This is a genomic window from Paracoccus caeni (assembly GCF_016629665.1).
Lineage (GTDB): Bacteria > Pseudomonadota > Alphaproteobacteria > Rhodobacterales > Rhodobacteraceae > Paracoccus > Paracoccus caeni.
In genome coordinates this window covers 158,284-183,485 of the sequence record NZ_JAEPRQ010000005.1, presented here as the reverse complement: position 1 = coordinate 183,485, position 25,202 = coordinate 158,284, and the positions used below count along the sequence as shown (strand labels likewise).

Genomic DNA, 25,202 nt, shown 5'->3' with positions numbered 1-25,202 from the left:
ATGCCCCCGATCCTTCTGGTCCGCCCGAACCTAATCATTCGTCGGGGCAAGGGAAAGCCCGGCCATGCGTGCTTTGGTGGTGAAAATATCTATTGGGGGCCATGCAACGCTCTGCCCTTTGATCGGACGCGCGCTCACAGGCGGATCAGCGGAAGTCCCATGAGAGCCTGAGAGAAGAGGGCCAGGCACAGCAGGACGTAGATACCGGCCACAAGCCATAGGGGGCGGATACCGATATGCCGCCAGTCAAACAGCAACCCGGCAATTGGCAGCACCTGCATCGCATGCAGAGACAGGAAATGCGCCGGGCGCAAATCGCCCGTCGCCAGCGACCAGCCGAACAGCGGTATGACCGGCGCATTTTCGGGGTGAAACCCAACAAAATGAGAGCCGTTGCGGCCAAGATACCCGGCGATGAGAAGCGTCGGAATCAACGAAACGGTCAGGCCAAGAAACACGCCCTCGCGTAGGGCAGGCCCAAAGCGGGCGTGGATATCGCGCCGCGCGACCCATCCGACGACCGCGGCACCACAGACCAGGCAGACGGCACCGATGCCCATCAGCATATACATAACGCTATGATGGGGCGTGGTTTCGTTGAAATGCGAATGCTCGGCGCGACCGGCCTGCGTCATGATATAGCCCATCTCGAAGATGAAGGCTCCGGCGATCACCATACCCGTCCAGCGCATCGGACGGCCATTCAATGCCTCCGGCGTCAGACGGTTTTCAACCAGCGCCAAGGTCGCGAAATACACGCAGAATGACAGCGAGAACTTCATCGGCTTGAGCCAGACCCCGATGCCATCAAGCCGGCGCTGATCCAGCAGCAGCGGTGGAAGCATGATCGCCGCAAGCGCCAGAGAGATGATCGTCAAGGCGCCGTATATCCGCGTCGCAGGCCCGGCGTCGTCGGTAATCTTTGCCGTGACGGTCATCCCTCGCCCCCCGTCCTACGCGCGTTCTGGGCACGGTAAGCCAGCTCAACCGCCAGACCAAACAGCAAGCCCGCCGGTCCGAACAGGAACACCGCCAGAAGCGGCCCGGCCTGCACGACGCGGTGGACGCCTGCGCGGTCCATCCGGTCGGCGATCAGGCAGCCCACCAAAAGGTCGAAGGCAAGAAAGTGCAGCCAGCCCGCCAACAGCATCGGGTCCGAGGCGAACAGCCTTCGCACCGCCGCGACCGAGTCATAGCCTCCACCCGTTTCGGCGAAATAGATCATCACCAGCATCGTATAAAGCGCCGAGAAGACCAGCGGCACCACCCATCGCGGCGCGACACCCAGATAGGCCCAACGGCCGGCCCGGGGCATGACGATCAGAACCGCCCAACATGCCAAAGCCAGCATGTTCACAAGGCCGAAAACGGCTTCCCATTCCATCGCAATCCTCCATAGTCCGTCGTTGCCGACGCGGATATGACTGTAAGAAAAATGGACCTGATCGAACTGATATTTACATCGTAAACATACGCGAAAAGCGTCCTACGACAAGCAGAATGTAGACAGTGGAAACAACTCGGCATAGAACCGCCCCATGAAGGCACGGAAATACCATCACGGCGATCTCAAGAACGCGCTGTTGCGGGCTGGCATCGACATTCTCGAAGAAGAGGGATTGCCCGGCCTGTCCTTGCGCGCAATCGCCGCGAAAGCAGGGGTAAGCCACGCGGCGCCGCGCAATCACTTCGACGGTCTGAACGGTCTGCTGGCGGCAATCGCTGCGGAAGGATACCGTCGCCACAAAGCCTATATGCAGGAAGGCATCACGCCGGAATCATCGCGCCCTGAGCAGTTGGCGGCGGCGATGCACGGCTATGTCCGGTTCGCCCGGGAAAATCCCGCCCTGTTCGCCCTGATGTTTTCACCTGTGCGCGGCACCTTGCGCGACCCGGACCTGACTGCTGCGGCGCGGGAAAGTTATGCGGTGCTGAAAGGGATTGCCGAGCGTATCGACTGGGACAAGGCCAGCGGACCCGACGCGGCCTTGCGGACCGAGATGATGCTGTGGTCGTTCGTCCACGGCTATGCGCATCTCTATGCTTCACAGGAAGCGGGAACGGCGCGCTGCGGCGGTATCGCGCCGCCTGATGTCGCGACCGTCATCCCCGGCTTTTCCTATATCGACTGATCTGCGCCGCCGCCCCTGCCGCGCGGATCATTCAGGCTGGATATTTCGAGGACGCAAGCAATGTGTGCGAAAGATGGCTGGGGGGCATATCGCCCCCCGCCTCGTCTCAGCCGCGCATTTCGCGGAACAGTTCGGCCAGATGTTCGGTCGAGGGATCATGACCCGGTGCATCCTCGCCCTTCAGAAGCGGCTCGACCTTCAGGGCCAGTTCCTTGCCCAGTTCGACACCCCATTGATCGAAGCTGTTGATGCCAAGGATCACGCCCTCGACAAACACCCGATGCTCATAAAGCGCGACGATCTGGCCCAGCGTGAAGGGCGTCAGTTGCCCGATCAGCAGCGTCGTGGACGGACGGTTGCCGGGGAAGACGCGGTGGCGGGCCTGACGGTCAAGCTCTGCCCCTTCCAGACCCTTCGCCGCCATCAGCGCCAGCGCCTCGTCCAGCGTCCGGCCGCGCATCAGCGCCTCGGACTGGGCGAGGCAATTCGCGGCCAGCAGGATGTGGTGATGGGCAAGCTCATCCTCGTGGCCATTCGCGGCGAGGATGAATTCGCAAGGCACCGGCATCGTGCCCTGATGGATCAACTGGTAGAACGCGTGCTGGCCATTGGTGCCGGGCTCGCCCCAGACGACCGGACCTGACGGCACCTCAAGCGAGGCTCCGTCCATCGCCACGCCCTTGCCATTCGATTCCATCTCAAGCTGTTGCAGATAGGCAGGCAGCCGGATCAGGCGGTTGTCATAGGGCAGAACTGCGCGGGTCGGAAAACCGCAGATCTGGTGGTGCCAGATGCCGACCAAGGCCAGCAGGACCGGCAGGTTTTCCGCGAAAGGTGCCTCGCGGAAATGGCTGTCCATCGCCGCGCCGCCCGCCAGAAATTCATCGAACCGCTCTGGCCCGATTGCCAGCATCAGCGACAAACCGATCGGGCCCCAGACCGAATAACGCCCGCCAACCCAATCTTCGAAACCGAACACGCGCGATGCGTCGATGCCGAATTCAGCGGTCTTGTCGGTGGCCGAAGACAGGGCCGCAAATTGCGCCGCAGGTTCGCTGACGACCTTCGCCATCCAGTCCCGCGCGGTGCGGGCATTGGTCATCGTCTCGATGGTGGTGAAGGTTTTCGAGGCCACGATGACCAGCGTGGTCGCCGGGTCCAGACCCTTCAGCGTATCGGCAATATCCGCGCCATCGACATTCGAGACGAAATGCGTCCGCGGACCGTCATGATAGGGCGCCATCGCCAGCACCGCCATGAACGGACCAAGATCGGAGCCGCCGATGCCGATATTCACGACATCGGTGATCTTGCCGCCCTGCCCCGTAAACGCGCCCGACCGCACGTCACGGGCGAAATCGGCCATCAGGTCGTGGATCCGCCGCACCTCGGGCATGACATCCTGACCATCCACCTGAACGCTGCCCGACAGATTGCGCAGCGCCGTGTGCAGGACCGCCCGGCCCTCGGTCTCATTGATCTTCTGGCCGGTGAACATCGCGTCGCGGCGACCCGCCACGTCGGCGCCTTCCGCCAGTTCGATCAGCAGATCGCGCGCGCCCGCATCGATCAGTGTTTTCGACCAGTCGAAGGCCAGACCATCGGCACTGGTACAGAAACCGTCGGCCCGGTCTTCATCACGGGCGAACAGATCGGTGATCCGACAATCCCCCTGCGACTGACGGTAGGATTTCAACCGGCTCCATTTATCGGTCATCGGGGGAGGCTCCTCAGCGTTATTCGGCCCAGTGGACGGTCGCCGCGTCAAGGAAGGCGCGGATCGGGGCTTCGATCGGGTCCAGCTTCTGCGCCTGTTCCAGCGCCTCGCGCTTTTCCGGGCCCATGATCAGGACATGGATATTGATGGCTTTCGCCAGAACCGGGCGGGTCAGGGTCAGGCGCGGTTCACCCGCGCCCTCGGCCCGCATCGCCAGAACCGGCGGGGCGTCATTCGACAGCCCCTCGGCCAAACGGTCGGCACCGGGGAACAGGCTGGCGGTATGCATGTCATTGCCCATGCCCAGCAGCGCCACCGTGATCGGGAAATGCGGGGTCAGGCGTTCGGCCAGAACCGCCTCGGCCGCGTCGGGGCTTTCATCGCCGGTATAGAAGTCGATGTAATTCGCAGCCGCCGCCTTGTCGCGCAACAGATGCCGCCGCAAGAGCCGCCCGTTCGAGCGTTTGTGTTCGCCATCCACCCAACGTTCGTCGCCCAGAAAGATCGTCACCCGGTCCCAGTCCAGATCGGTGCCGCTCAAAGTCTCGAAGATCGGAACCGGAGTGGTGCCGCCCGGCACACAAAAGCTGGCCTTTTCGTTCGAGCGCAGATGCTGCGCCAGTTGCGAGGCAAGCTTGTCAGCCAGCGACAGGGACAGCAGCTCCCGGTCGGGATATTCGATGAACTCCATGCTCATGACCTGATCTCCCTCCAGCGTCGGTTGTCGCGGTGCATCAGGCGCAACGCCTCTTCCGGTCCCGAAGATCCCGCGTCATAGGGTTCGGGACGGCGTTTGCTGTCTTCCCACGCGGTAATGATCGGATCGGTCCAGGCCCATGCCGCCTCAACCTCGTCGCCGCGCATGAACAGGGTCTGGTTGCCCCGGATCACGTCCATGATCAGCCGCTCATAGGCGTCGGGCATATCGGCCCCCTCTGCCCCAAGCGCATCGGCGAAAGACATGTCCAGCGGCACCTGCACCAACCGCATCCCGCCCGGCCCCGGTTCCTTGATCATCACCTTCAGGTTCATACCCTCGTTGGGTTGCAGGCGGATGACAAGTTCATTGGCTTTCGGATGGCCGGTATCGTCGAAGATCGAATGCGGCGGTTCCTTGAAGATGATGGCGATCTCGCTGGTCCGCGCCCGCAGTTTCTTGCCGGTGCGCAGATAGAAGGGCGTGCCCTGCCACCGCCAGTTCGAGATGCGGACCTTCATCGCCACATAGCTTTCGGTGCGCGAATCCGGGTCTTCGGCGTCTTCCAGATAGCCGCCGTTTTTGCCGTCGCCCTGATACTGGCCGCGAACGATATCGCCGTTCTCTACCGGCTCCAGCGCGCGGATCACCTTCAACTTCTCATCGCGGACGGCGTTCGGATCGAAGTGATAGGGCGGCTCCATCGCGATCAGGCACAGAAGCTGCATCATGTGGTTCTGCACCATGTCCCGGATCGCCCCGGATTTGTCGTAATAGCTGCCACGCCCGGCGACGCCCACCGTTTCGGCCACGGTGATCTGGACGTGATCCACGTATTGCGCGTTCCACAGCGGCTCGAACAGGACGTTGGCAAAGCGCACGGCCATCAGGTTCTGAACCGTTTCCTTGCCCAGATAGTGATCGATCCGGTAGATCTGATGTTCCGCAAAATGCTGGGCCAGTGTGGCGTTCAGCGCCTTCGCGGTGGCCAGATCGCGGCCAAAGGGTTTTTCGACGACGATCCGGCTGTCCTCATCGGCGATGCCGTAATTCGCCAGCCGCTCGGCAATGTCCCCGAATAGCGCGGGCGCGACCGAGAAGTAGAAGGCGTGGACCTTGTCGTCGCGGATGCGGCTTTTCAGCGCTTCCCAACCGCCGTCGCCCTTTGCGTCGATCGGCACATAGCCCAGCAGTTGCAGAAACTTCGCCAGATTCGGATTGCTTTTCTTGACGCCGCCGAATTCGATAATCGAAGCCTCGGCCTCCTTGCGGAAAGCGTCGTCATCCTGTTCCGTGCGCGCCGCGCCAATGATCTGAGAGGTTTCGGGAATTTGCCCCGCCTCGAAGCGGCGGAACAGGCCGGGCAGGATCTTGCGATGGGCAAGATCGCCGGTCGCACCGAAAATCACCAGGTCGAAATCTTCCACGGGTATGACGCGCGAAACCATGCTGTCCTCCTTGACGTCAGCACTTCTCATATCTTTCGTTAGCGTTAACAGCAACTGTCTTCAACCTTTCAGAGCTTTGTTCAGGCGTGGCAGTCGGCTGCGCTTCAGCATTTCGGCAACGGTCATCGTGCTGCCCATTCTTGTGGCTTTCTCATGTGCGCCATGCACGGCCCCCACGACAAGGGCCGGATTGCCGCGATGGAGATCAAGCAGAAAACTATCGGGATGAATGGCCCGAAGGCCAAGGGCTTGCATCAAATACTGTGGAAAATCCCGCAGATTCGCGGTGACGATCACCCCGGCACCGCCAGCCAGCGCGGCCTCGGCCACGTGCCGGTCGGCGGGGTCGGGAAAATCCAGATCGATGGCCCGCACCCCGTCATCGGGCATCGCGGCATCGGGAAAATCGGCGTGCAGCAAGGCGATCTCGGCCCCTGCCACCGCATCCTGATCCGCCCCAAGCCGTGCCGCCGCATGTCGCCACTCGGCAAGGATGCGGCCTGACCACAGCGGCTGATACAGACCTGCCTTTGCAAGATCGATCAGGATCTCGCGAAGAATCGTCGGGAACAGCACATTGGCGTCCAGAACCGCCTTCATCAGTCCAGCCTGAAGAACAGCGCCTTGAGATAGCCGGTTTCGGCCAGTTGCGGCAGCGTCGGATGATCAGGCCCGGCCTGCCCGGAATGGATCAGCACTGACCGCCGACCGCCCCGCCCGATCCCCCGTGCCGAGGCATTCCGAAACGCCGTCAGATCGGCGGCATGGCTGCAAGAGCATAGCGCCAGATATCCACCTGGCTTCACCAAAGGCGCGGCCAGCTTTGCCACCCGCTCATAAGCGCGCAGCCCGGCCTCCAAAGCCTGTTTCGAGGGCGCGAATGCGGGCGGATCGCAGACGACAACGTCAAAGCGCCGCCCCTCGGCTGCCATTGCTTCCAGCGCCTTGAAGGCGTCGGATTGCAGAACCTCGACCCGGTCGGTCGCGCCCATCGCCTTCGCCCCACCTCGCACCAGCTCCAGCGCCGGTGCGCTGCCATCGATACAGGTCGTGCGCTCTGCCCCTGCCGCCAGCATCGCCAGCCCGAAGCCACCGACATGGCTGAACACGTCCAGCACCTCGCCCCCATCCACCAGCCGTTGCGCAAAGGCATGGTTCGGGCGCTGATCATAGAAAATCCCGGTCTTCTGACCGCCCATCACATCGGCCAGATAGATCGCGCCATTCATCGCGACCTCGATCGGCCCTGACGGAGCCTCGCCGCGCAGAACCTCCATCCGCTCGGCCAGTCCCTCAAGACTGCGCGCACGTCCCTGCCCGTTCAGGATCACCGTCGTCACGCCAGTCACGGCGACCAAGGCATCGGCGATTTCACTCGCCATCCCGTCGGCCCATGCGGCGTTCGGCTGCATCACCGCCACATCGCCGAAGCGATCCACGATCAGTCCCGGCAGCCCGTCCGATTCGGCATGGACCAGCCGGTAGAACGGCGCGTCATAAAGCCGCTCGCGCATTTTCAGCGCGCGAAGCAGCCGCGCCTGCAACCAGCCCCCGCCGATCACCGCCTCGGGATCGCTGTCCATCACCCGCGCCACGATCTTCGAGGCCGGGTTTACGGTCACCACCGCCATCGCCTTTCGTTCGGCATCCTCAAGAATGGCGAACGATCCCGCCGCCAGCGCCTTGGTGCGCCGGTCCAGAACCGCTTCGTCCTCGAAGACCCACGGGAAGCCGTGCCGAATCGCCTGAGGCTTCGATTTCGGGCGCAGACGGATGACGGGAAGATCGGTCATGGCAGAATTCCTTTCGCGCCCCGCTGTGACACGCAGCGCCGAGACAGACAAGCGATCAACCCCGGATTTCACAGGGCCAAGGCGCTTCGCGTCAGAAATCCCCGGAATGGGTGTTGAACTGTTAACGCTAACAACTTATTCTACTGACATGTCACGGGAGCCAGCCACATGAGCATTAACGCCACCATCGATCGAGTGACCGACCGGATTCGCAACCGTTCGCATGCCAGCCGTGCCGCCTATCTGAAGAAAATCGCCCGCGCTGCCGAGGATGGTCCACGCCGAGCCCACCTGTCCTGCGGCAATCAGGCCCATGCCTATGCCGCAATGCCGGACAAGGACGACATGGCCAATACCCGCAAACCGAATATCGGTGTGGTGACGGCCTATAACGACATGCTGTCGGCGCATCAGCCTTATGAGCGTTACCCGGATCTGATTCGCCGCTCCGCTCACGCGGTCGGTGCGACGGTGCAGGTCGCGGGCGGCGTGCCCGCCATGTGCGACGGCGTGACCCAAGGCCGCGCGGGGATGGAGCTTTCGCTTTTCTCACGCGACGTGATCGCGTTGGCCACGGGTGTGTCGCTGTCGCATGACTGTTTCGACGCGGCTTTGTATCTGGGGGTCTGCGACAAGATCGTGCCGGGTCTGGTGATCGGGGCCGCAACCTTCGGCCATATCCCCGCTGTCTTCCTGCCTGCCGGGCCGATGCCCTCGGGCCTGCCCAATGACGAAAAATCCAAGGTCCGCCAGCAATTCGCCGCAGGCGAGGTCGGGCGCGAGGCTTTGATGGCCGCAGAGATGGCCTCTTATCACAGCGCCGGAACCTGCACCTTCTACGGCACCGCGAACAGCAACCAGATGCTGATGGAGTTCATGGGCCTGCATCTGCCCGGCTCCAGCTTCGTCAACCCGAACACGCCCTTGCGCGATGCGCTGACCGTGGCAGGCGTCGAACGCGCCGCGGCGATCACCAAGCTGGGCAACCACTACCTGCCCGCTGGCGAAATCCTTGACGAGAAAGCCTTCGTCAACGGCATCGTCGGGCTGATGACCACGGGCGGATCGACCAACCTTGTCATGCATATCCCGGCAATGGCCCGGGCGGCTGGCGTGCTGATCGATATCGAGGATTTCCACGACATCTCGGAATCGGTGCCGCTGATGGCGCGGGTTTATCCGAACGGTCTGGCCGACGTGAACCATTTCCACGCCGCAGGTGGTATCGGCTACATGATCGGTCAGTTGCTTGACGCAGGGATGCTGCATGAGGACGTAAAGACGATCATCGGCACCGGCCTTGACGGCTACACGACCGAGCCGAAACTGACAGGCGAGCGTGTGGTCTGGGAAGATGGGGCCAAGGAAACCCTGAACGACAAAATCCTGCGCCCGGTCGGCGATCCCTTTGCCGTCACCGGCGGTCTGAAACAGCTTGAAGGCAATCTGGGTCGCGGCGTCATCAAGGTTTCTGCCGTTGCGGCCGAGCGTCACGTCATCGAAGCGAAGGCCCGCGTCTTTTCGGATCAAGAGGCGGTCAAAGCTGCCTTCAAGGCAGGCGAGTTCACCGAAGACACCATCGTCGTCGTGCGTTTCCAGGGCCCGCGCGCCAATGGCATGCCGGAACTGCATTCACTGACGCCGACGCTGGCCGTGCTGCAGGATCGCGGGCTGAAGGTGGCTCTGCTGACCGATGGCCGGATGTCCGGAGCGTCTGGCAAGGTGCCTGCCGCGATCCACATCTCGCCCGAAGCCTCGGTCGGTGGCCCGCTGTCGCGCGTTCGGGACGGCGACCTGATCCGGATGGACGCCACCATGGGCACGATTGATTGCTTGGCCGAGGATTTCGACAATCGCCGCCCGGCGACGTTCGATCCCGGTCCCAGCAGCGAGGGTATGGGCCGCGAGATGTTCTCGGTCTTCCGCGCCACCGCCGGTTCCGCAACCGAAGGCGCAGGCGTGGTTGTGTAAACCAGCCTAATGGCCGGAGGGCTGTCTTAGCCCTCCGCCTTGCCGTCGGCGCCGACGGCCTGCCGATGTTTTTCAATCACCTGCACCGCCAGCTCATCCCCCGGTGAAAGCTCAAGCAACCGTTTCGCCGCTGCCACCGCGTTTTCTGGTCGCCCGTGCTTTTCGCAGAACCGGACCAGCACGCCCAACTGCGCGACCCGCATCGGCGGCTTGTAAAGATCGATCGATTTCTCGTGCAGGCTGATCGCCTCGTCGATCTCACCCTTCGCTTCCAGCACCTGCGCCAATGTGACCACCAGACTGTTCACACGAGGATGAGATTTGTAGGCCGCGCGCAGGCATTCTTCTGCCTCGTCCAGCCGCCCCAGTTTGCGCAGCCCCTTGCCCAGCATCGCATTGATCTGCGGGTCCAGCGGATGATGTGCCCGCGCCTCTGTATTCAGCGCCACGACGGCGTCCCAATCACCTGCCCGCTGACGCTTGCCGCTGGCCAGATGATAATAGCGCCGATCCGTCGATCCGCGCGCCGCAAGTTCCTCGACGAATTCCATCGCCACTTCGACGCCAAAAAACCGCTGCGCGAGATTGGCGTAATTCAGGATTCCCGTCACCGTGGCATCCTTATCGCGGATGGCCTGCCCCATGGCTTCCAGTGTCGCAGCGGCTTTCGCCTGCTTGGCGTCATAGGCGAAGTTCGACGGGAAATCGTTATCCCCGATCTCGATCAGAAACGCGCCCGGATAAACGCCCAGAGACAAAATCCGCGACGCCGAGGGGTGGATCGCGGCCTGCGGGAAATGCACAAGGATTTCACGATGATCGACCTGCGCGAAAAGCTGTTCCAGCAGCGCCGTGTCGGCCGCGACATCCTTGATGCAGAAGACCGCACCATCGCCCGCCCCGGACAAGGCGTCATGCAGCCGTGCCGGATCGTCGCCACCCTGAGCGGCCAATTCCGTGAACTGCCCCGCCTCATTCGCCGCAATCACGCGCCGATCTTCCGCGATGCCGGGAGCGCCCGCGTCGGGATCGGCTTTCTGCAGGATGATCATGTTATGAAAGCGATGGATCGAGACGATATCCTGACGCGACCCATCAAGAACCTCGCGCAGCATCCCACCGAAAAAGCCCACCGTATTCGGCGCGGTCAGTTCAAGCGACCCGCCATAGCGCGGAAAGAACGCGGTCTGCACATCCTCGACGATATAGATCCCGCCCGGCACGAGGGTCGGAAACAGCAGATCGAAGGTTTCGACGACATGCTCATTCAGGTGGCTGCCGTCGTCCAGAATGATGTCGAACGGCCCGCGTTCGGCGATCACCGCCTCCAGAAAATCGGCATCGACCTGACTGCCCTGCATGATCTTCACGCGCGGGCCCAGATCCATCGTCTTCCGCTCGATATCGATACCTGTGATCTGGGCATTGGGGAAAAAATCCCGCCACATCGCAAGCGATTCACCACCGCGGTCATGGTGACCGTAACCACCTACCCCGATCTCCAGCATCTTCAGGCTGTCCGTCTGAAGATGTTGCAAAATATCGTAATAGTGGGGCGTATATCTGTGCAGTCCGAATTTGTCGGTCCCGTGAAGGATCGCCAGACGTGAGAGTGAATCGACCATGGGGCAAAACTCCGGAGGCAACGTGGCGCGAACCACGTTGACAGATGACCCCGGTCAAGAGAAGACGATAATAAAAATACTACCGAAGATTGCGCAAAATCGCGCGCTTTAAGCCGCCGCCGCGGCCACTTCGCACACCGCGCGTCGCAAATAGCCCGCGAAATCGGCGGCAATGCAGCGCGCCGGACCGTCCGCCACATAGACGTTCAGCCAGGTCGGCGGCAAAGGCGGCAGCGCGCCGTTATGCTCGATCGGTTCCAGACCCGCCTGATTGATCCCGCGCGGCAGGATCGTGACCCCCAGATCGGCAGCCGCCGTCACTTTCCACGTATCGCTGCCACCATCGGCAACCGCCTGATAGGTCTCGATCCCGGCCTTTTCCAGCGCCGCCATCCCGACCGGATAATAGGCGCAATGCGGCGAATTCGCGACCGGCAGCGGGCGTTCCTTCCAGCTTTGGCTGCCAATCGCGCCGAACCATGCCAGATCGATCTTGGCCAAATGGATCGCCCCCGGAGGCGCGTCGAATTCGGTCGTCAGGATCACGTCATGTTCGCCACGCCGCATCTGCTCGCGCAGATCCTTGCTGCGGCCATCATTGATAATCAGCCCGACCCCTTCATTATCCTGCCGGAACTCGCGCACCGCCTGCGCCACCTTGGCAAACAGCCAGTCGCTGGTCAGCCCGACCCGCAACCGCGTATGCGACCGCGCGCCGGTGAAACGCGAGATAATCGCATCGTTCAGCGCCACCAGCTTGCGCCCCTCGATCAGCAATTCCACCGCGAAATCGGACAGGACGACGCCCCGCCCCTGCTTGACCAGCATCGGTTGCCCGAAGATTTCGTCCAGCCGTTTCATCTGCATCGACAACGCGCTTTGGGTCATGTTCAGCGCATCCGCCGCGCGGGTGACGGCACCGTATTCGGCAACCGCCTGAAGCGACCGCAGCGTTGCAATATCCAGATTGCGCATTGTTCAATCTCCATGATGGAACAGATCAAAACCATTCGTTTCACAAATAGCTCAATCCGTCCTAAATATCAATCATGGAAATCAGAAAGGCACAAAGCATCACATGACTTGATGCAATGCATGAACGGAGTTGAACCATGGCTTACAAATCGACCGCAGCCCTAAGCACCGCCACCCATGTGGGCATTCTCCCACGGCAAAGCTGGCTGAAGCGTATCATCACCATGTTCGACGTTCGCAAGACCCGCCTTGATCTGGCGCATCTGAGCGATGAGCAATTGCGCGACATCGGCGTCACCCGTGAGCAGGTCGAGACCGAACTGCAGCGCCCCGTCTGGGACGTTCCGAACAACTGGCGCAGGCACTAAGCTTGCCAAGGCGTCCCGCCGCGTCCTATCAGGTTCTACCTGAGGCGCGCGGGGCCCGGAACCAAGACGGGCAAGGGGGTTCACTTTCCCTGCCGTGACCGCGCGCTTTGGGCGATACCGGACCCACCACAGGACCGCCCATGACCGCTGCCCCTTCCCGTCTCGGACCCGCCGCGACCGGCGCATTGTTGATGGTCGCGGCGGGCGCAATGTTCGCCTGCGTGAACACGATGCTGCAATTCACCACGATGAAGCTGGGCGTCGCGGCACCGACGGCGACCTTCTGGCAATACGGCATCGCCCTGATCGCGCTGCTGCCATGGCAGGGGGTCGGGCTATCAGCTTTCAAGACCAGCCACCTGCCCGCCCATATCCTGCGCGTGGCCTTTGGCGTCGGAGGCGTGCAGCTTTGGGGCTTTGGCCTTGCCAATGTCCCGATCTGGCAGGCGATTTCGCTAATCATGCTGTCGCCCTTTTTCGTCACCATCGGCGCGGCGTTGCTGTTGGGCGAAAAGGTGACGCCGGCGCGCTGGCTGGCTGTGGTGCTGGGCTTTGTCGGCGGCGCGGTGATCCTTGCGCCATGGTCGGATGCCTTCACCCCCTGGGCGCTGGCCCCGGTCGGTGCGGCGGCGCTTTGGGCGGCGGCTTCGTTGATGACCAAGCGCATGACCGCGACCGAGACGCCCGCGACCCTGACCCTCTACCTGCTCGCCCTGCTGACGCCGTTGAATGCGGCGCTTGCGCTGGTGCCGGGAGCGGGCGGGTTGGCGATCACCGGCTGGCAGGTGATCGGCGCGCTGATCGTCGCCGGGATGCTGACGGCGCTGGCGCAATTCGCGCTGGCCCGCGCCTATGCCATCGCCGACGCGGCGTTCCTGCAACCTTTCGATCATGTGAAACTGCCGTTCAATGTCGGGCTTGGCATTCTGGCCTTCGGCTTCGTTCCGCCCGGCTCGATGTGGCTGGGATCGGCGCTGATCATCGGTGCGTCAAGCTGGCTTCTAGCCGAAGAAGCGCGGAGAACGAGGACGGCCTAGGCTGAGCGTCCGGTCATCACTAAGGAAGAATCGGCTTTCCGAACCGTTCGATCATCCGCTTCTGGATCTGGTCCCGCGTCTGGCGATAGGCGGCCAGCTTGGCCTCGCGCCCCTCGGCCAGCCCGGTCGGGTCCATGATCGGCCAGTATTCGACCTCAAGGTGATAAACCCGCGTCATTTCCAGCGCCAGACGCTGGCTGGCCGGAGACAAAGCGACGATCAGATCAAAACCGCCCAGATCGTCGCCCCATTCCATCATTTCTTCGAAGCTGCGACTGCGATGATTGGCAATCTCGACCCCGATTTCGTCACAGACGGTGATGGCGAAACCGTCCACCTCCATATCGTTCTTTACCCCCGCCGATTGAACATAGGCGGTATGGCCGTAGAATTTCTTCATCATGCCTTCCGCGATGGGCGAGCGGATGGCGTTGTGATCGCAGCAGAACAGAACCGAATGGGGGAACGTGTTCTGCGTCATCGGATCAGCTCTGCGGAATAAGCGCGCAAATCAGGGTGAACAGGCGGCGGGCCGTGTCGATGTCCAGTTCGGCCTTGTTTTCCAGCCGCTCCTGCAGAGTGCGCGCCCCCTCGTTATGGATGCCGCGACGGGCCATGTCGATCGCCTCGATCTGGGCGGGTGGCAGGCGCTTTACCGCGTCGAAATAGCTTTGGCAGATCTGGAAATAGTCCTTCACCACCTGCCGGAACGGGCCAAGCGACAGGTGAAATTCCGCCACCTTCTCGGCCGTTTCGGACTGCACGTCAAAGACCAGCCGCCCCTCGCGGATGCTGAGATCCATCACGAACGGGCCTTCCGGCGCGGGCTGGCCGTCGCGGCCGGGGATGATGAAGCTGTTATCCTCGATCAGGTCGAAGATCGCGACGCGGCGTTCCTGCTCCATCTCGGGCGTAGCCGGAGGCGCCGCGCTGTCATCGATTTCAACCCGAACGATCCTGCTCATCCCGCACCTCTTTCATTCAATACTGACAACCGCGCCTGAACCGAGGCACCATGCGCCTGCAACCCTTCGGCCCCGGCCAGCCGGACGGCAGCCGGACCAATCGCCGCCAGCGCGCCCGGTGACAGCTTCGCCATCGTCGTGCGCTTGAGAAAGTCCAGAACTGACAGACCTGACGAAAACCGGGCCGAGCGGGCGGTCGGCAACACATGGTTCGGGCCGCTGACATAGTCGCCCACCGCCTCGGGCGTATGCGCGCCAAGGAAGATCGCGCCCGCGTCGCGACATTTCAGCGCCAAAGCCTCGGGATCATCGACGCAAAGCTCCAGATGTTCGGGGGCGATGCGGTTTGACAGGGCCGCAGCCTCGTCAAGGTCGCGGACCACAATGATGGTGCCATAGTCGCGCCAGCTTGCCCCGGCGATCTCTGCCCGCGGCAGGGTCGGCAGGATACGGTCCACGGCGCCGGCAACGGCATGGGCCAGCATCTCATCCGTGGTGATCAGGATCGACTGGGCATCGGCGTCGTGTTCGGCCTGCGCCAGCAGATCCAGCGCCAGCCAGTCGGGGTTCTGCTCACCCTCGGCAATGATCAGCACCTCGGAGGGGCCAGCGATCATGTCGATCCCGACCTTGCCGAAGACCTGCCGCTTCGCCGCCGCAACATAGGCGTTGCCCGGCCCGGTGATCTTGTCCACGGGACGGATCGTGTTGGTCCCATAGGCCAAAGCCGCAATCGCCTGCGCCCCGCCGATCCGATAGACCTCATCCACGCCGGAAAGCTGCGCCGCAAGCAAGACCAGCGGATTGACCACGCCGCGAGGCGTCGGCACGGTGATGACCAGCCGCTCGACCCCCGCGACCCGCGCGGGGATCGCGTTCATCAACACGCTCGACGGATAAGCCGCCTGCCCGCCCGGAACGTAAAGCCCCGCCGCGCCAACCGCGGTCCAGCGCCAGCCCAAAGTCGCGCCGTCGGGATCGGTCCAGCTTGCATCATCGGGGATCTGGCGGGCGTGATAGGCGCGGATACGCTCGGCCGCCAGTTGCAGCGCGGCGCGATCCTCGGTCGAGACCTTGGCGACCTGTTCGGCGATTTCCTCGGGTGAGAAGCGCAGGCCCTCGGGCGAAAGCTCCATCCCGTCGAATTTCGCGGTCAGTTCGCAAAGCGCCTCATCACCCCGCGCCCGCACGTCCGCGATGATCGCCGAAACCGTGTCGCCGACATCCGCGGAATCCTCGCGCTTGGCCGACAGCATTTCGGCAAATCGCGCCTCGAAATCGGCGTCCGTGCTGTTCAGCTTGATCGGCATCATCTTCCCCGCAAACCTGAGCATCATCAGATGCATCCTGCCTTGTTATAGGCATGCCGGGGCGGCCTCAAGCGGGGCTGACAAATTGCGGGATCGCATGGCATCGGCGCTTGTCTGCCGGTCGCGCCGCGCGATACCGATGCTGCCCGGATTGCAGTTGAAGTGACGATTCAAGGCAGGCAAGATTATCCACAGGGGCAGTAAAACAAAAAACAGGCTCATGAAAAATCAAAAAACGAAGTCGCGGCTTGCCGTGGCGGCACTGACCGCGCTGATGACGGTGGCGGGATGTGGTGGCGATTCATCGCGCGGTGGCGGGCATTCCCGAAACGAACTCGACTGCATGATGCGGGCGATTTTCTTCGAAGCGAACCGTTCAAGCCGTGAAGGCATGATCGCGGTCGGCAGCGTGGTGATGAACCGCGTCGAGTCGCCGGAATTTCCGAATACGGTCTGCGGCGTGGTCGGCCAGAAGGGGCAATTCGCGCCCGGCATCATGACCAGGCCAATGGAATCCAAGGCGCTGCCGGACGTCAGAGAGGCGGCAATCGCGGTGCTTCGCGGAGAACGGCAACCCGGCGTGCAGAACGCGATGTTCTTCCACACGCAGGGATATTCGTTCCCCTATGACAACATGCATTACGTGCTGGTCGCAGGCGGCAACGCCTTCTACGAAAAGCGCCGCAGCCATCTGGTGACGCAGCCGGTCCCGCCGACGCCAATCGAAAGGCGTCGCGGCTATTGACGGGAAACGTCGCGGTGGCCGATCCGGGTATCGGTCACCGCTGCAGGCTCTAACCGGGGCAGGATCATTTCGACCTCGGGCACGCCACGCGAATTGGTGATGCCCTGCCGTTCGGTCGGGAGGAATCCCAGCCGAAGGTAAAGGCGTTGCGCATGCAGATTGCCTGCCACGACATTCAACCCCATCGAGGTCGCGCCATTTGCTGCGGCATCCGCGATCACCGCAGCAATCACCGCATCCGCATAACCGCCGCCGCGCGCTTCCGGGCGAGAATAGACCGACAGCAGCCACCCGCGCTGCGGATCGCGCGAATCCAGCCCTGCCTGCCAGGAAGCGACGGCAAAAGCGTGCCCGACCCTGTCACCGGCGACGAATGTCGGGACAGCGGCAAGCCTTGCCGCGAAATCTTCAAGCGGCCGGTTTTGCCATTCGGCCAAAGTCGCATCGAAAGCCTCTGGCGCGTCACGCAAAGCGGCCAGCCGGATATCGCGCCATTCCCCGGCGCGATCCGGACCAAGCCGCCAGGTGATCATTCGGGATGCGCGGGGGCTTTGCGCGAGATGGCGTAATAGGGCTGCGACACGTCGCGCAGATCCAGATTGACGCATTCCACATCCAGAACCAGCGTGCCATCGCCGGAGAAATTCAGCGACAGCGCACCCGTTCCGTCCTCGCCCGGCTGCCAGTCGATCGACAGCAGTTCCAGCACGGTATCGGCATCCCGCTCGACCCCGTCGCTGGTCATCCGCAGCACATCACCAATGACAAGCAGCGCGCGGACACGCTCAAACCCGCGCCCTTCAGCGCGGGCGGCATCCGCATCTTCCCAACGGAAGCGGTTCAGAAGAAGGGCCAGACGCCGCGCCTTGGGATCGTAAGAGATTTCCGATCCGGGCAGGACCGAATCCTGCAACAGCGCCGACATGATCCTGAGATCGTCCGAATCCTCGGCCTTCAGCGCCAAAGGGCGCGGATCGGCATCGGCAAAGCGGGCGTCTTCGACCATTCCTTATTCCTCCTTGATCCGTTCGATATGCGCACCAACACCGCGCAGTTTGCGCACGACATGTTCGTAACCGCGATCCAGATGATAGACCCGGCTGACCGTGGTCTGCCCTTCCGCAGCCATCCCCGCAAGGATCAGGCTGACCGAAGCGCGCAAATCCGTCGCCATCACCGGCGCACCACGCAGCTTGCTGACCCCGGTGACGGTCGCATGGCCGCCATGAACCTCGATCCGCGCGCCCATCCGGGTCAGTTCCGGGGCGTGCATGAAGCGGTTCTCGAAAATGGTTTCCTCCAGCACGCTGGTGCCTTCGGCAATGCACATCAGCGCCATGAACTGCGCCTGCAGATCGGTCGGGAAACCGGGGAAAGGCTCGGTCGTGACATTGACCGCCTTGATCGGCCCGTTGTGACGGCTGACCTTGATCCCGCGCGCAGTCTCTTCGACACTGATCCCGGCCTCGTCCAGCTTTTCACAGAAGGCGGAGAGAAGATCGATCCGCCCGCCAAGGCATTCCACCTCGCCGCCGCACATCGCGGGGGCAAGCATATAGGTGCCAAGCTCGATCCGGTCGGTGACGACGGGGTGGGTTGCGCCGTGCAGGGCATCGACGCCCTGAATGGTGATAGTGCTGGTGCCCTCACCCTCGATCTGCGCGCCCATCTTGCGAAGGCATTGCGCCAGATCGACGATCTCGGGCTCGCGGGCGGCGTTCTTCAGCACGGTCGTGCCCTTGGCAAGCGTCGCCGCCATCAGCGCATTTTCAGTCGCACCGACCGAGACGACCGGAAATTCGAAAACAGCCCCTCTAAGCCCACCTGCCGGTGCCTTCGCATGCACATAGCCGTCGCGCAGATCAAGCTCTGCGCCCATCGCCTCGAACGCTTTCAGATGCAGGTCCACCGGACGCGCGCCAATGGCGCAACCGCCGGGCAGCGAAACCTCGGCATGACCGTCCCGCGCCAGCATCGGGCCCAGAACAAGGATCGAGGCGCGCATTTTCCGCACGATATCGTAATCGGCGTGATGGCTGGTCAATGCATGGCTGGACATCGCCAGAACCTGACCGTCCTGCAGACTTGCCACCTCGGCGCCAAGGCTTTGCAAAAGCTCGGACATGGTGCGGATATCGGACAGGCGCGGCGCATTGGTCAGCGTCAGCGGCTCGTCGGTCAGGAGGGTTGCGGGCATCAGGGTCAGGCAGGCGTTCTTTGCCCCCGCAATCGGTATCTCGCCCTTCAGCGTTCCGTTCCCCCGAACGATAATCTGGTCCATCAGCTTTCGTCTCCGCCTGTATCGCCGTTTTCGCTTTTGTTATCCGTCCCGTCGGCCCGTGCCCTTGCCTGCGCCTTCCGGCGCTGCAGATTCGCCCGCAGCGCGGCACGAAGCCGGTCCTCGCGGGTCTGCTGTTTCTTCTTGTCCTCGGGGCGTTCTGTCATCCCATCCTGTTACCGCCGCAAGCGCCCGCAGTCCAGCAATGCCACGACGTCAGCGGCGCTTTCGGCGATTTGCGGGAATTTCGTCCAAACCCCTTGCGCGCCGCCGCGCCTTTGTCTAAACGCCCTCCACCGGCGCTGTGGTAGCTCAGTGGTAGAGCACTCCCTTGGTAAGGGAGAGGTCGAGAGTTCAATCCTCTCTCACAGCACCAGTAAGCCAATGATTGCATTAGGCTTCGATGCTACCCTTTCCGATCTCGATTATCCGCCAGGAACCGTGAACATCACGGGAATATCGGCACAAAATTGGCACAGCGAATCCGCGTCCCAGACACCTGTGCGGCGCAACCAGCCAAACCGGCGCATTCTTCTGCCTCAACCGAGAGTCCACATAAAGCGTCACCGGGGGGCCGCAACGCATTGTGAGACCCGAAGTGGTTCGCGAACATGCTCGTGGCCCAGTACCGGCGGCCTTTCCGACCACCGCTGCGTCACATCACCGCCTTTCGTCCGGCTTTCGGTCGCGGGCGATCCGCACTAGAGATACGGGACAACGGAGGAAGTCGATGTTCTGGATCATCTGCGCAGTGCTGGTCGTGGTGGTGGCGGCTGCCATCCTTGCGCCGCTGTTGCGTGCGCAAGAGGGCAGCGCGTCCGAGCCTGCCGCCGCTTTTGACCTGCGCGTCTATCGCGATCAGTTGCGCGAGGTGGACCGCGATCTGGAACGTGGCGTGATCAATGCCGAAGATGCTGGCCGTCTGCGGACCGAAATCGGACGTAAGGTGTTGGAGGCTGATCGTCGTCTCTCTGCCGCCCGCCCCGCCGGTTCCGGTGGCAAGGTTGTCGCTGCGGGGGCCGTGTTGGCGGTTCTGCTGGGCGGCGGCGTCGCGCTTTACATCGCCGAGGGTGCGCCGGGCGCGGATGATCAGCCGATCTCTGCCCGCTTTGCCGAGGCCGAGCGGAGCTATCAGAACCGTCCCTCACAGGCCGAGGCCGAGGCGCAGCGTTCGGCCACGCCGGCACCGCAACTTCGTCCCGAGGATGCCGAACTGATGCAGCAGCTTCGTGATCGCGTCGCCGAACAGCCCGATCCGCAGGGGCTGGAATTGCTGGCGATGCAGGAGATGCAGATCGGCAATGCCGTTGCTGCCCGCGCGGCGCAGGAACAATTGGTCGCGCTACGGGGCGAAGCTGCCAGCAGCGCCGATCTGCTGCGGCTGGTTGCGCTGATGGTAGATGCGGCAGACGGAGTTGTCACCCCCGAGGCCGAGGCCGTGCTGGCCCGGCTGATCAAGATTGATCCCGATCAGCAGCAGGGCCACTATTTCGTCGGGCTTCTTCATCTGCAGAATGGCCGCCCCGACAAGGCATTCGAGATATGGCGACGACTTTTGGAGCGGGAACCGTCTAACCCGCAATGGAATACCTGGATACGCCCAGCCATCGCCGATCTGGCATGGCTTGCCGGTCAGCCGGACTATGTTGCGCCCGAAGCGGGTGATCCCCTGCCCGGCCCCAGTGGCGACGACATCGCCGCCGCCTCTGAAATGTCCGATGAAGAGCGGCAGGAATTTGTCGCCGGGATGGTCTCGCAGCTAGAGGCGCGGCTGGCCCAGCAGGGCGGCTCGCCCGAGGAATGGGCGCGGCTGATTTCCTCGCTGGTCATCATCGGCAAGACCGATCATGCTCGGGCGATCCGGGACGAGGCGCTGCAGGTCTTTGCAGCCTCGCCCGACGCAGTTGCGACGATCCGCGCGGCGGCTGAACAATCGGGGATTGACGAATGATCCATGAAGATATCGCCGATTTCGCCAAATCGCTGCGGGCGACAGGTGCCATCGCGGGCCTTGATCTGGGCACCAAGACTATCGGCGTGGCGGTCAGCGACGGGCTGCGTCAGGTGGCCTCGCCGTTGAAGGTGATCCGGCGGCAGAAATTCACGCTGGATGCCGAAGAACTGCTGTCCATCGTCCGCGAGCGAGGGCTGATCGGGCTGGTGCTTGGCCTGCCGCGCAATATGGATGGCAGCGAGGGGCCGCGTGCGCAGTCCACCCGCGCCTTCGCCCGCAATCTCACCCGGCTCACCGATCTGCCGATCAGTTACTGGGACGAGCGGCTTTCGACCGTCGCCGCCGAACGCGCACTGCTGGAAGCCGATACCTCACGTAAACGCCGCGCCGAGGTGATCGATCAGGTTGCGGCGGGCTATATCCTGCAGGGCGCGCTTGACCGGCTGCGCTATCTGAACGGCTAACGGCGTGGAAAGCCCCTGCATCAATGTCTGCGTGATGCATCCGGTGAAGACGCTTTGCATCGGTTGTTACCGCAGCATCGATGAAATCATCGGCTGGGCCGGGATGACCGATCAGCAGCGCCGCAGGATCATGGCTGAACTGCCCGCGCGCAAGCCGTTGCTGGACGAACGGCCCGGTTGAGAATGCACTTGGGGGCTTAACCGCCCTGCCCCGTCTCGACCGTCACGATCCGCATATGGCGGATGACGGTGCGGATACGGCCCCGCACCTCGTCCGGTTCGGCGGCGACGGCCTGCATCAGCGCCCGCATATCGCCACGGGCGGTGTTCAACTGATCGATCAGCGACATCACCAGCGGCAGGCTGTCCTCGGGCAGTTCATGGATATCGGCAAGGTCGCAGAGCAGTTGCAACCGCGCGAGGTCGGTTTCGCGATAGGCGGGACCGTCGGCGGTGCTGAGAGGGGTGACGATGCGGGCGCGGACGAAAGCCTTCAGCCGGGGGGCGGTCAGATCGTCCACCAGCGCGAGGATCTGCGATTCGCTGTAATAACGTGGCATCTGCATCATCCTCCGGCCTTCGTTCCGGCGCGGGGATCATAGCCGTGATCCTTCCGCCATTCTTCCATGAAAGCCTCCAACGCCTCGTCGGGTTTCGCGGGCATCACTACTTTCAGCTCGACATGCTGATCGCCGCCATTGATGCCCCGCCCCCTCAGCCTCAGCTTGCGACCGGAACTGGCCCCTTTGGGGATCGTCAGATTGACCGGCCCGTCGATGGTCGGCACCGGCACCTTGCCGCCAAGGATCGCCTCATCGATAGAGATCGGCAGCGTCAGGAACACGTCATTGCCGTCACGGGTGAATTCGGGATGTGGCGCAATCGAGACGGTCAGATAGGCATCGCCCGGCCCCCCGCCACCGATCCCCTTGCCGCCCTTGCCTTTCAGCCGGATGGTCTGGCCGTCGCGAACGCCCTTGGGAATGGTGACGCCCAGATCGCCGCCGTCCGGCAGGGTGATCCGGGTCTTGCCGCCATTGGCCGCAGTCATGAAGTCGATTTCAAGATTGAAGCGATAATCCTGTCCGCGAACGTGAAAGTCGCGCGGATCGCTGAACTCTTCCTGCTGGAAGCCCGAAAAACCCCCGCGCCCGCCACGTCGCCCGAAAAGGTCCGAGAAGACACCCGACAGATCGGGATCGCCGTCAAAGCCATAGCTGCGCGCATAGGGATTGCCCGCCGCCTCGGCATGTTCGCGGTAGCTGTGGCGTTGCGGGCGTTCCTGACCCTGAGCGTCAATCTCTCCCGCGTCGAAACGGCGGCGTTGTTCGGCATCCTTCAGCAGATCATAGGCGGCAGAGGCCGCCTTGAAACGGGCAGTTGCCGAGGGATCGGGATTGAGGTCGGGGTGATCGGATTTGGCGATCTTGCGATACGCCTTCTTGATCTCGGCGTCAGAGGCGGTCTTCGCCACACCCAACGCTTCATATGGATCGCCCGCCATCCCGGCCCCCGTCACAACACGCTACAACTCAACAAGATAAGCGCAGGGCCGGTTTCATCAATAGGGCACGAAACACGCCCCCGGCAGCGGCTGATTTAACCGAACAGCGCCTGCGCGGTCAGTTCGTCGGTGATCAGACCGTTCACCCGCCCGCTGTTCAGCACCGCCCGGATCGCGTCGATCTTGTGGGTTCCTCCGGCGATGACGACGACGCGCGTGTCTTCGGCATCGTCCAGCGGTGCCGACAGGGTTCGCGCGCTGAGCATGGTTTCAACGATCCGGCCGCTGGCATCGAAGAAATGGCCCATCATCTCGCCCGCCGCCCCGGCGGCAACGATCTCGGCGATCTCCTGCGGTTCGATCATGCCGGACGCGACCAGTTGCGCGCTGGCATCGGCAGAGCCGACGCCGACCAGCTTCAACGTCGCGCCTGTTGACAGATTCATGATCTCGGCCACACCCGGCTGCGCCAGAAGCACCCGCCTGTCGCCTTCCGAATTGGCAAAGAACGGCACCGGCAGCACATAGGCCTGCGCCCCGGTCTTTTCGGCCAGCGAATGCATCACGTCATGCGGGTTGGCCGCATAGTTCCGTGTCAAGCCGCCCAGCACCGACACGAACCGCACCCCGCCCGCATCGAACCTTGGCAGATGCTGCACCATGGCCGCCATCGTCCGGCCGTGACCAAGCCCGATTACACGATGTTCGCCCAGCGCAATCTCGCGCCGCAGGAAATTGGCCCCCGCAAGTCCAAGCGCCCGCAGTGGCAATTCATCCTCGCCCAGATCGGGGGCGACCTCGCAATAATCGAGGCCGTAGCGCTTGCCGAGCCGGTATTCCAACTCGACGCATTCGATGATGTCACCGTCGATCGAAACCTTGACCAGCCCCTCTGCCTGCGCCTTGGCGATCAGCCGATGCGCCTTGACCGAAGGCAGGCCCAGCCGTTTCGCCACCGTCGTCTGCGTCAAGCCGCCAATATAGTGTAACCATGCCGCGCGCACCGCGAGGCTCTGTTCCGGATCAACCTGACCACGACGTCTCATCAAACTGCTTTCTCCATGATCTCAAAAAGGTCTTGCTCACTCAAATGTACCGGATTGGCCTTCATAGATGATGAAGACGCCGCAGCCCCGGCTGCTGCTGCCATCGCCTGACGATCGATGCCAAGACCCGAAAGCGCCGGCAAACCCGCGTCGTGCGACCATGAAATAAGTTTGCCCGCCGCAAGTTCGACAGAAGAATCCGTGTCTTCAAAAATTTCACCGATCCATCGTCCGACCTGATCCAGCCGCCGCGCGAGCCGGGGATCGGTCACGAGGGTTCGGTTCGCAATCATGACCTGCGGCAACAATATACCACAAATCGCGCCATGTGCAGCACCTGTCAGCCCGCCCAAAGGCCCTGCAAGCCCATGGACAGCGCCCAGCCCGGAATTGGCAAGCGCAAGACCGCCGCAAAGACTGACCCAGGCCATTTCGTCGCGTGCATCGGCATCCTCGGCCTGCATCAGCCGGTGCAGCGCGGCCAGCCCGCGGGGGATCGCGTCCTGGCACAGGGCATCGGTCAGCGGATTGGCCCGGGTGCAGACATATGGCTCGATCACCTGCGTAATGGCGTCCAGCCCCGAGGCCAGCGTGATCGCGCGCGGGCAATCATCGGTCAGCGACGGATCGACAACCGCCAGAGCGGGCAGCATCCGGGCATCGCGCAGGCTGACCTTGCGCCGGTGTTCGGGGATGGCGATGACGGCATTGCGGGTGACCTCGGCCCCGGTGCCTGCGGTCGTCGGCATGGCGACGAAGGGCAATGGCGGATGATCCAGCGGCAGGCCCTGCCCCACCACCTCCAGATGATCCAGCATCGGCCGCGTCGCCGGAACCAGCGCGGCGATGGCCTTGCCGCCATCGATGACCGAGCCGCCGCCTAATGCCACCACCACATCCGCCGCCGATTGACGCGCCAGCGCGACACCGGCTTCGATCAATTCCGCATCCGGCTCATGCGACACGGCAAAGCCGGTCACGCCGCACCCGCGTTCCTGAAGCGCTTTCGTCAGCCAGTCGCTGCGCTCGGCCCGGCTGCCATGGACCAGCAGCACTTGTCGGCCCATCGCGGCAATCCGGTCGGGCGCGGCCAAGGCCTGCCCCCTGCCAAAAAGAACTTCCGTGGCTGTAGCGAAGGCGAAGGGGGGAAGCGTCATCGAACCTCGTCAGCCA

General features: G+C 62.9%; 28 protein-coding genes and 1 tRNA gene. 9 read left to right on the top strand and 20 right to left on the bottom strand.

Translation table 11 applies throughout. The features are described from left to right. Positions 1 to 134 precede the first annotated feature (134 nt). Together JJJ17_RS14385 and JJJ17_RS14380 are read right to left on the bottom strand one after the other, a co-directional pair. Entirely contained in the window at positions 135 to 938 is an 804-nt protein-coding gene (locus tag JJJ17_RS14385; RefSeq protein ID WP_200687588.1) for a hypothetical protein, read from the bottom strand. After that, complete coding sequence (locus JJJ17_RS14380; protein ID WP_200687586.1) at positions 935 to 1,384, bottom strand: abscisic acid-deficient protein Aba4 family protein; 450 nt, start codon at positions 1,382 to 1,384, stop codon at positions 935 to 937. Before JJJ17_RS14380 ends, JJJ17_RS14385 begins: the two co-directional genes overlap by 4 nt. A gap of 154 nt (positions 1,385 to 1,538) precedes the next feature. Here JJJ17_RS14380 and JJJ17_RS14375 point away from each other — a divergent pair, with 154 nt between their 5' ends. Continuing rightward, positions 1,539 to 2,132 (top strand): TetR/AcrR family transcriptional regulator, encoded by a 594-nt coding sequence (locus JJJ17_RS14375; protein ID WP_200687584.1) that lies wholly within the window; start codon positions 1,539 to 1,541, stop codon positions 2,130 to 2,132. Between the two features lie 106 nt (positions 2,133 to 2,238). On the opposite strand, the gene pgi is transcribed toward JJJ17_RS14375, so the two are convergent. Genes pgi through JJJ17_RS14350 form a run of 5 tightly spaced genes read right to left on the bottom strand, consistent with a single transcriptional unit; the run spans position 2,239 to position 7,787 of the window. Continuing rightward, positions 2,239 to 3,849: a glucose-6-phosphate isomerase gene (gene pgi, locus JJJ17_RS14370; RefSeq protein ID WP_200687583.1), complete on the bottom strand. Its 1,611-nt coding sequence runs from the start codon at positions 3,847 to 3,849 to the stop codon at positions 2,239 to 2,241. Positions 3,850 to 3,868: 19 nt separating this feature from the next. Next, the gene (gene pgl / locus JJJ17_RS14365; protein WP_200687701.1) at positions 3,869 to 4,540 is read right to left on the bottom strand and encodes a 6-phosphogluconolactonase; all 672 of its coding nucleotides are present in this window, start codon (positions 4,538 to 4,540) and stop codon (positions 3,869 to 3,871) included. Between the two features lie 2 nt (positions 4,541 to 4,542). Then, positions 4,543 to 5,994 (bottom strand): glucose-6-phosphate dehydrogenase, encoded by a 1,452-nt coding sequence (gene zwf, locus JJJ17_RS14360; RefSeq protein WP_200687581.1) that lies wholly within the window; start codon positions 5,992 to 5,994, stop codon positions 4,543 to 4,545. 60 nt (positions 5,995 to 6,054) lie between these two features. Continuing rightward, positions 6,055 to 6,594, bottom strand: coding sequence for an RSP_2648 family PIN domain-containing protein (locus JJJ17_RS14355; RefSeq protein ID WP_200687579.1), 540 nt, complete (start codon positions 6,592 to 6,594; stop codon positions 6,055 to 6,057). Further along, a complete protein-coding gene (locus tag JJJ17_RS14350) occupies positions 6,594 to 7,787 on the bottom strand; it encodes an RSP_2647 family RNA methyltransferase (RefSeq protein WP_200687578.1) in 1,194 nt (397 codons plus the stop codon). The genes JJJ17_RS14355 and JJJ17_RS14350 overlap by 1 nt, the downstream gene beginning before the upstream one ends. 168 nt (positions 7,788 to 7,955) lie before the next feature. Between JJJ17_RS14350 and edd the strand changes: the two genes are divergently transcribed. Beyond that, on the top strand, positions 7,956 to 9,758 hold the full coding sequence (gene edd / locus JJJ17_RS14345; protein WP_200687576.1) for a phosphogluconate dehydratase: 1,803 nt from the start codon (positions 7,956 to 7,958) through the stop codon (positions 9,756 to 9,758). A 26-nt stretch (positions 9,759 to 9,784) separates the two neighbouring features. Here the strand turns inward: edd and JJJ17_RS14340 are convergent, their stop codons facing one another. After that, positions 9,785 to 11,383: a tetratricopeptide repeat protein gene (locus JJJ17_RS14340; protein WP_200687574.1), complete on the bottom strand. Its 1,599-nt coding sequence runs from the start codon at positions 11,381 to 11,383 to the stop codon at positions 9,785 to 9,787. A 108-nt stretch (positions 11,384 to 11,491) separates the two neighbouring features. After that, on the bottom strand, positions 11,492 to 12,358 hold the full coding sequence (locus JJJ17_RS14335; RefSeq protein ID WP_200687572.1) for a LysR family transcriptional regulator: 867 nt from the start codon (positions 12,356 to 12,358) through the stop codon (positions 11,492 to 11,494). Between the two features lie 137 nt (positions 12,359 to 12,495). Here JJJ17_RS14335 and JJJ17_RS14330 point away from each other — a divergent pair, with 137 nt between their 5' ends. Then, positions 12,496 to 12,726: a DUF1127 domain-containing protein gene (locus tag JJJ17_RS14330; RefSeq protein ID WP_200687570.1), complete on the top strand. Its 231-nt coding sequence runs from the start codon at positions 12,496 to 12,498 to the stop codon at positions 12,724 to 12,726. A gap of 140 nt (positions 12,727 to 12,866) precedes the next feature. Continuing rightward, the gene (locus tag JJJ17_RS14325) at positions 12,867 to 13,763 is read left to right on the top strand and encodes a DMT family transporter (RefSeq protein ID WP_200687568.1); all 897 of its coding nucleotides are present in this window, start codon (positions 12,867 to 12,869) and stop codon (positions 13,761 to 13,763) included. Positions 13,764 to 13,782: 19 nt separating this feature from the next. Here the strand turns inward: JJJ17_RS14325 and JJJ17_RS14320 are convergent, their stop codons facing one another. The 3 genes from JJJ17_RS14320 to hisD are packed head-to-tail and all read right to left on the bottom strand — an operon-like array spanning position 13,783 to position 16,038. Beyond that, positions 13,783 to 14,244, bottom strand: a complete 462-nt coding sequence (locus JJJ17_RS14320) for an arsenate-mycothiol transferase ArsC (protein WP_200687566.1) — start codon at positions 14,242 to 14,244, stop codon at positions 13,783 to 13,785. Between the two features lie 4 nt (positions 14,245 to 14,248). After that, positions 14,249 to 14,728 carry a UPF0262 family protein gene (locus JJJ17_RS14315; protein ID WP_200687564.1) on the bottom strand — a complete coding sequence of 160 codons (480 nt, stop codon included), beginning with the start codon at positions 14,726 to 14,728 and terminating at the stop codon, positions 14,249 to 14,251. Then, positions 14,725 to 16,038 (bottom strand): histidinol dehydrogenase, encoded by a 1,314-nt coding sequence (hisD, locus tag JJJ17_RS14310; RefSeq protein ID WP_200687699.1) that lies wholly within the window; start codon positions 16,036 to 16,038, stop codon positions 14,725 to 14,727. Before hisD ends, JJJ17_RS14315 begins: the two co-directional genes overlap by 4 nt. A gap of 220 nt (positions 16,039 to 16,258) precedes the next feature. Between hisD and JJJ17_RS14305 the strand changes: the two genes are divergently transcribed. After that, positions 16,259 to 16,783 carry a cell wall hydrolase gene (locus JJJ17_RS14305; protein ID WP_200687562.1) on the top strand — a complete coding sequence of 175 codons (525 nt, stop codon included), beginning with the start codon at positions 16,259 to 16,261 and terminating at the stop codon, positions 16,781 to 16,783. On the opposite strand, the gene JJJ17_RS14300 is transcribed toward JJJ17_RS14305, so the two are convergent. From JJJ17_RS14300 to JJJ17_RS14285, 4 genes are read right to left on the bottom strand one after another with little or no spacing between them, the layout of a single operon-like run. Then, positions 16,777 to 17,316 carry a GNAT family N-acetyltransferase gene (locus tag JJJ17_RS14300; RefSeq protein ID WP_200687560.1) on the bottom strand — a complete coding sequence of 180 codons (540 nt, stop codon included), beginning with the start codon at positions 17,314 to 17,316 and terminating at the stop codon, positions 16,777 to 16,779. The genes JJJ17_RS14305 and JJJ17_RS14300 overlap by 7 nt on opposite strands. Further along, positions 17,313 to 17,789: a DUF2948 family protein gene (locus JJJ17_RS14295; RefSeq protein ID WP_200687558.1), complete on the bottom strand. Its 477-nt coding sequence runs from the start codon at positions 17,787 to 17,789 to the stop codon at positions 17,313 to 17,315. Before JJJ17_RS14295 ends, JJJ17_RS14300 begins: the two co-directional genes overlap by 4 nt. A gap of 3 nt (positions 17,790 to 17,792) precedes the next feature. Beyond that, positions 17,793 to 19,064, bottom strand: a complete 1,272-nt coding sequence (gene murA, locus JJJ17_RS14290; RefSeq protein WP_200687557.1) for a UDP-N-acetylglucosamine 1-carboxyvinyltransferase — start codon at positions 19,062 to 19,064, stop codon at positions 17,793 to 17,795. Next, positions 19,064 to 19,228, bottom strand: a complete 165-nt coding sequence (locus JJJ17_RS14285) for a hypothetical protein (protein WP_200687556.1) — start codon at positions 19,226 to 19,228, stop codon at positions 19,064 to 19,066. Before JJJ17_RS14285 ends, murA begins: the two co-directional genes overlap by 1 nt. Before the next feature lie 134 nt (positions 19,229 to 19,362). On the opposite strand from JJJ17_RS14285, the gene JJJ17_RS14280 reads away from it, so the two are divergent. The 4 genes from JJJ17_RS14280 (at position 19,363) to JJJ17_RS14265 (ending at position 21,660) form a co-directional block, all read left to right on the top strand. After that, positions 19,363 to 19,437 (top strand) — tRNA-Thr (locus JJJ17_RS14280). A gap of 354 nt (positions 19,438 to 19,791) precedes the next feature. Next, positions 19,792 to 21,012 (top strand): c-type cytochrome biogenesis protein CcmI, encoded by a 1,221-nt coding sequence (gene ccmI, locus JJJ17_RS14275; RefSeq protein WP_200687555.1) that lies wholly within the window; start codon positions 19,792 to 19,794, stop codon positions 21,010 to 21,012. After that, positions 21,009 to 21,479 carry a Holliday junction resolvase RuvX gene (gene ruvX / locus JJJ17_RS14270; protein WP_200687554.1) on the top strand — a complete coding sequence of 157 codons (471 nt, stop codon included), beginning with the start codon at positions 21,009 to 21,011 and terminating at the stop codon, positions 21,477 to 21,479. The genes ccmI and ruvX overlap by 4 nt, the downstream gene beginning before the upstream one ends. 4 nt (positions 21,480 to 21,483) lie before the next feature. Next, the gene (locus JJJ17_RS14265) at positions 21,484 to 21,660 is read left to right on the top strand and encodes a DUF1289 domain-containing protein (protein ID WP_325168818.1); all 177 of its coding nucleotides are present in this window, start codon (positions 21,484 to 21,486) and stop codon (positions 21,658 to 21,660) included. A gap of 16 nt (positions 21,661 to 21,676) precedes the next feature. Here JJJ17_RS14265 and JJJ17_RS14260 read toward each other — a convergent pair whose 3' ends face one another. From JJJ17_RS14260 to JJJ17_RS14245, 4 genes are all read right to left on the bottom strand, one after another. Beyond that, positions 21,677 to 22,039, bottom strand: coding sequence for a hypothetical protein (locus JJJ17_RS14260; RefSeq protein ID WP_200687553.1), 363 nt, complete (start codon positions 22,037 to 22,039; stop codon positions 21,677 to 21,679). 5 nt (positions 22,040 to 22,044) lie between these two features. Next, positions 22,045 to 22,983: a DnaJ C-terminal domain-containing protein gene (locus tag JJJ17_RS14255; protein WP_200687552.1), complete on the bottom strand. Its 939-nt coding sequence runs from the start codon at positions 22,981 to 22,983 to the stop codon at positions 22,045 to 22,047. A 95-nt stretch (positions 22,984 to 23,078) separates the two neighbouring features. Continuing rightward, the gene (locus JJJ17_RS14250; RefSeq protein WP_200687550.1) at positions 23,079 to 24,029 is read right to left on the bottom strand and encodes a sugar-binding transcriptional regulator; all 951 of its coding nucleotides are present in this window, start codon (positions 24,027 to 24,029) and stop codon (positions 23,079 to 23,081) included. Then, a complete protein-coding gene (locus tag JJJ17_RS14245) occupies positions 24,029 to 25,186 on the bottom strand; it encodes an iron-containing alcohol dehydrogenase (protein ID WP_200687548.1) in 1,158 nt (385 codons plus the stop codon). The genes JJJ17_RS14250 and JJJ17_RS14245 overlap by 1 nt, the downstream gene beginning before the upstream one ends. Between the last annotated feature and the right edge of the window lie 16 nt (positions 25,187 to 25,202).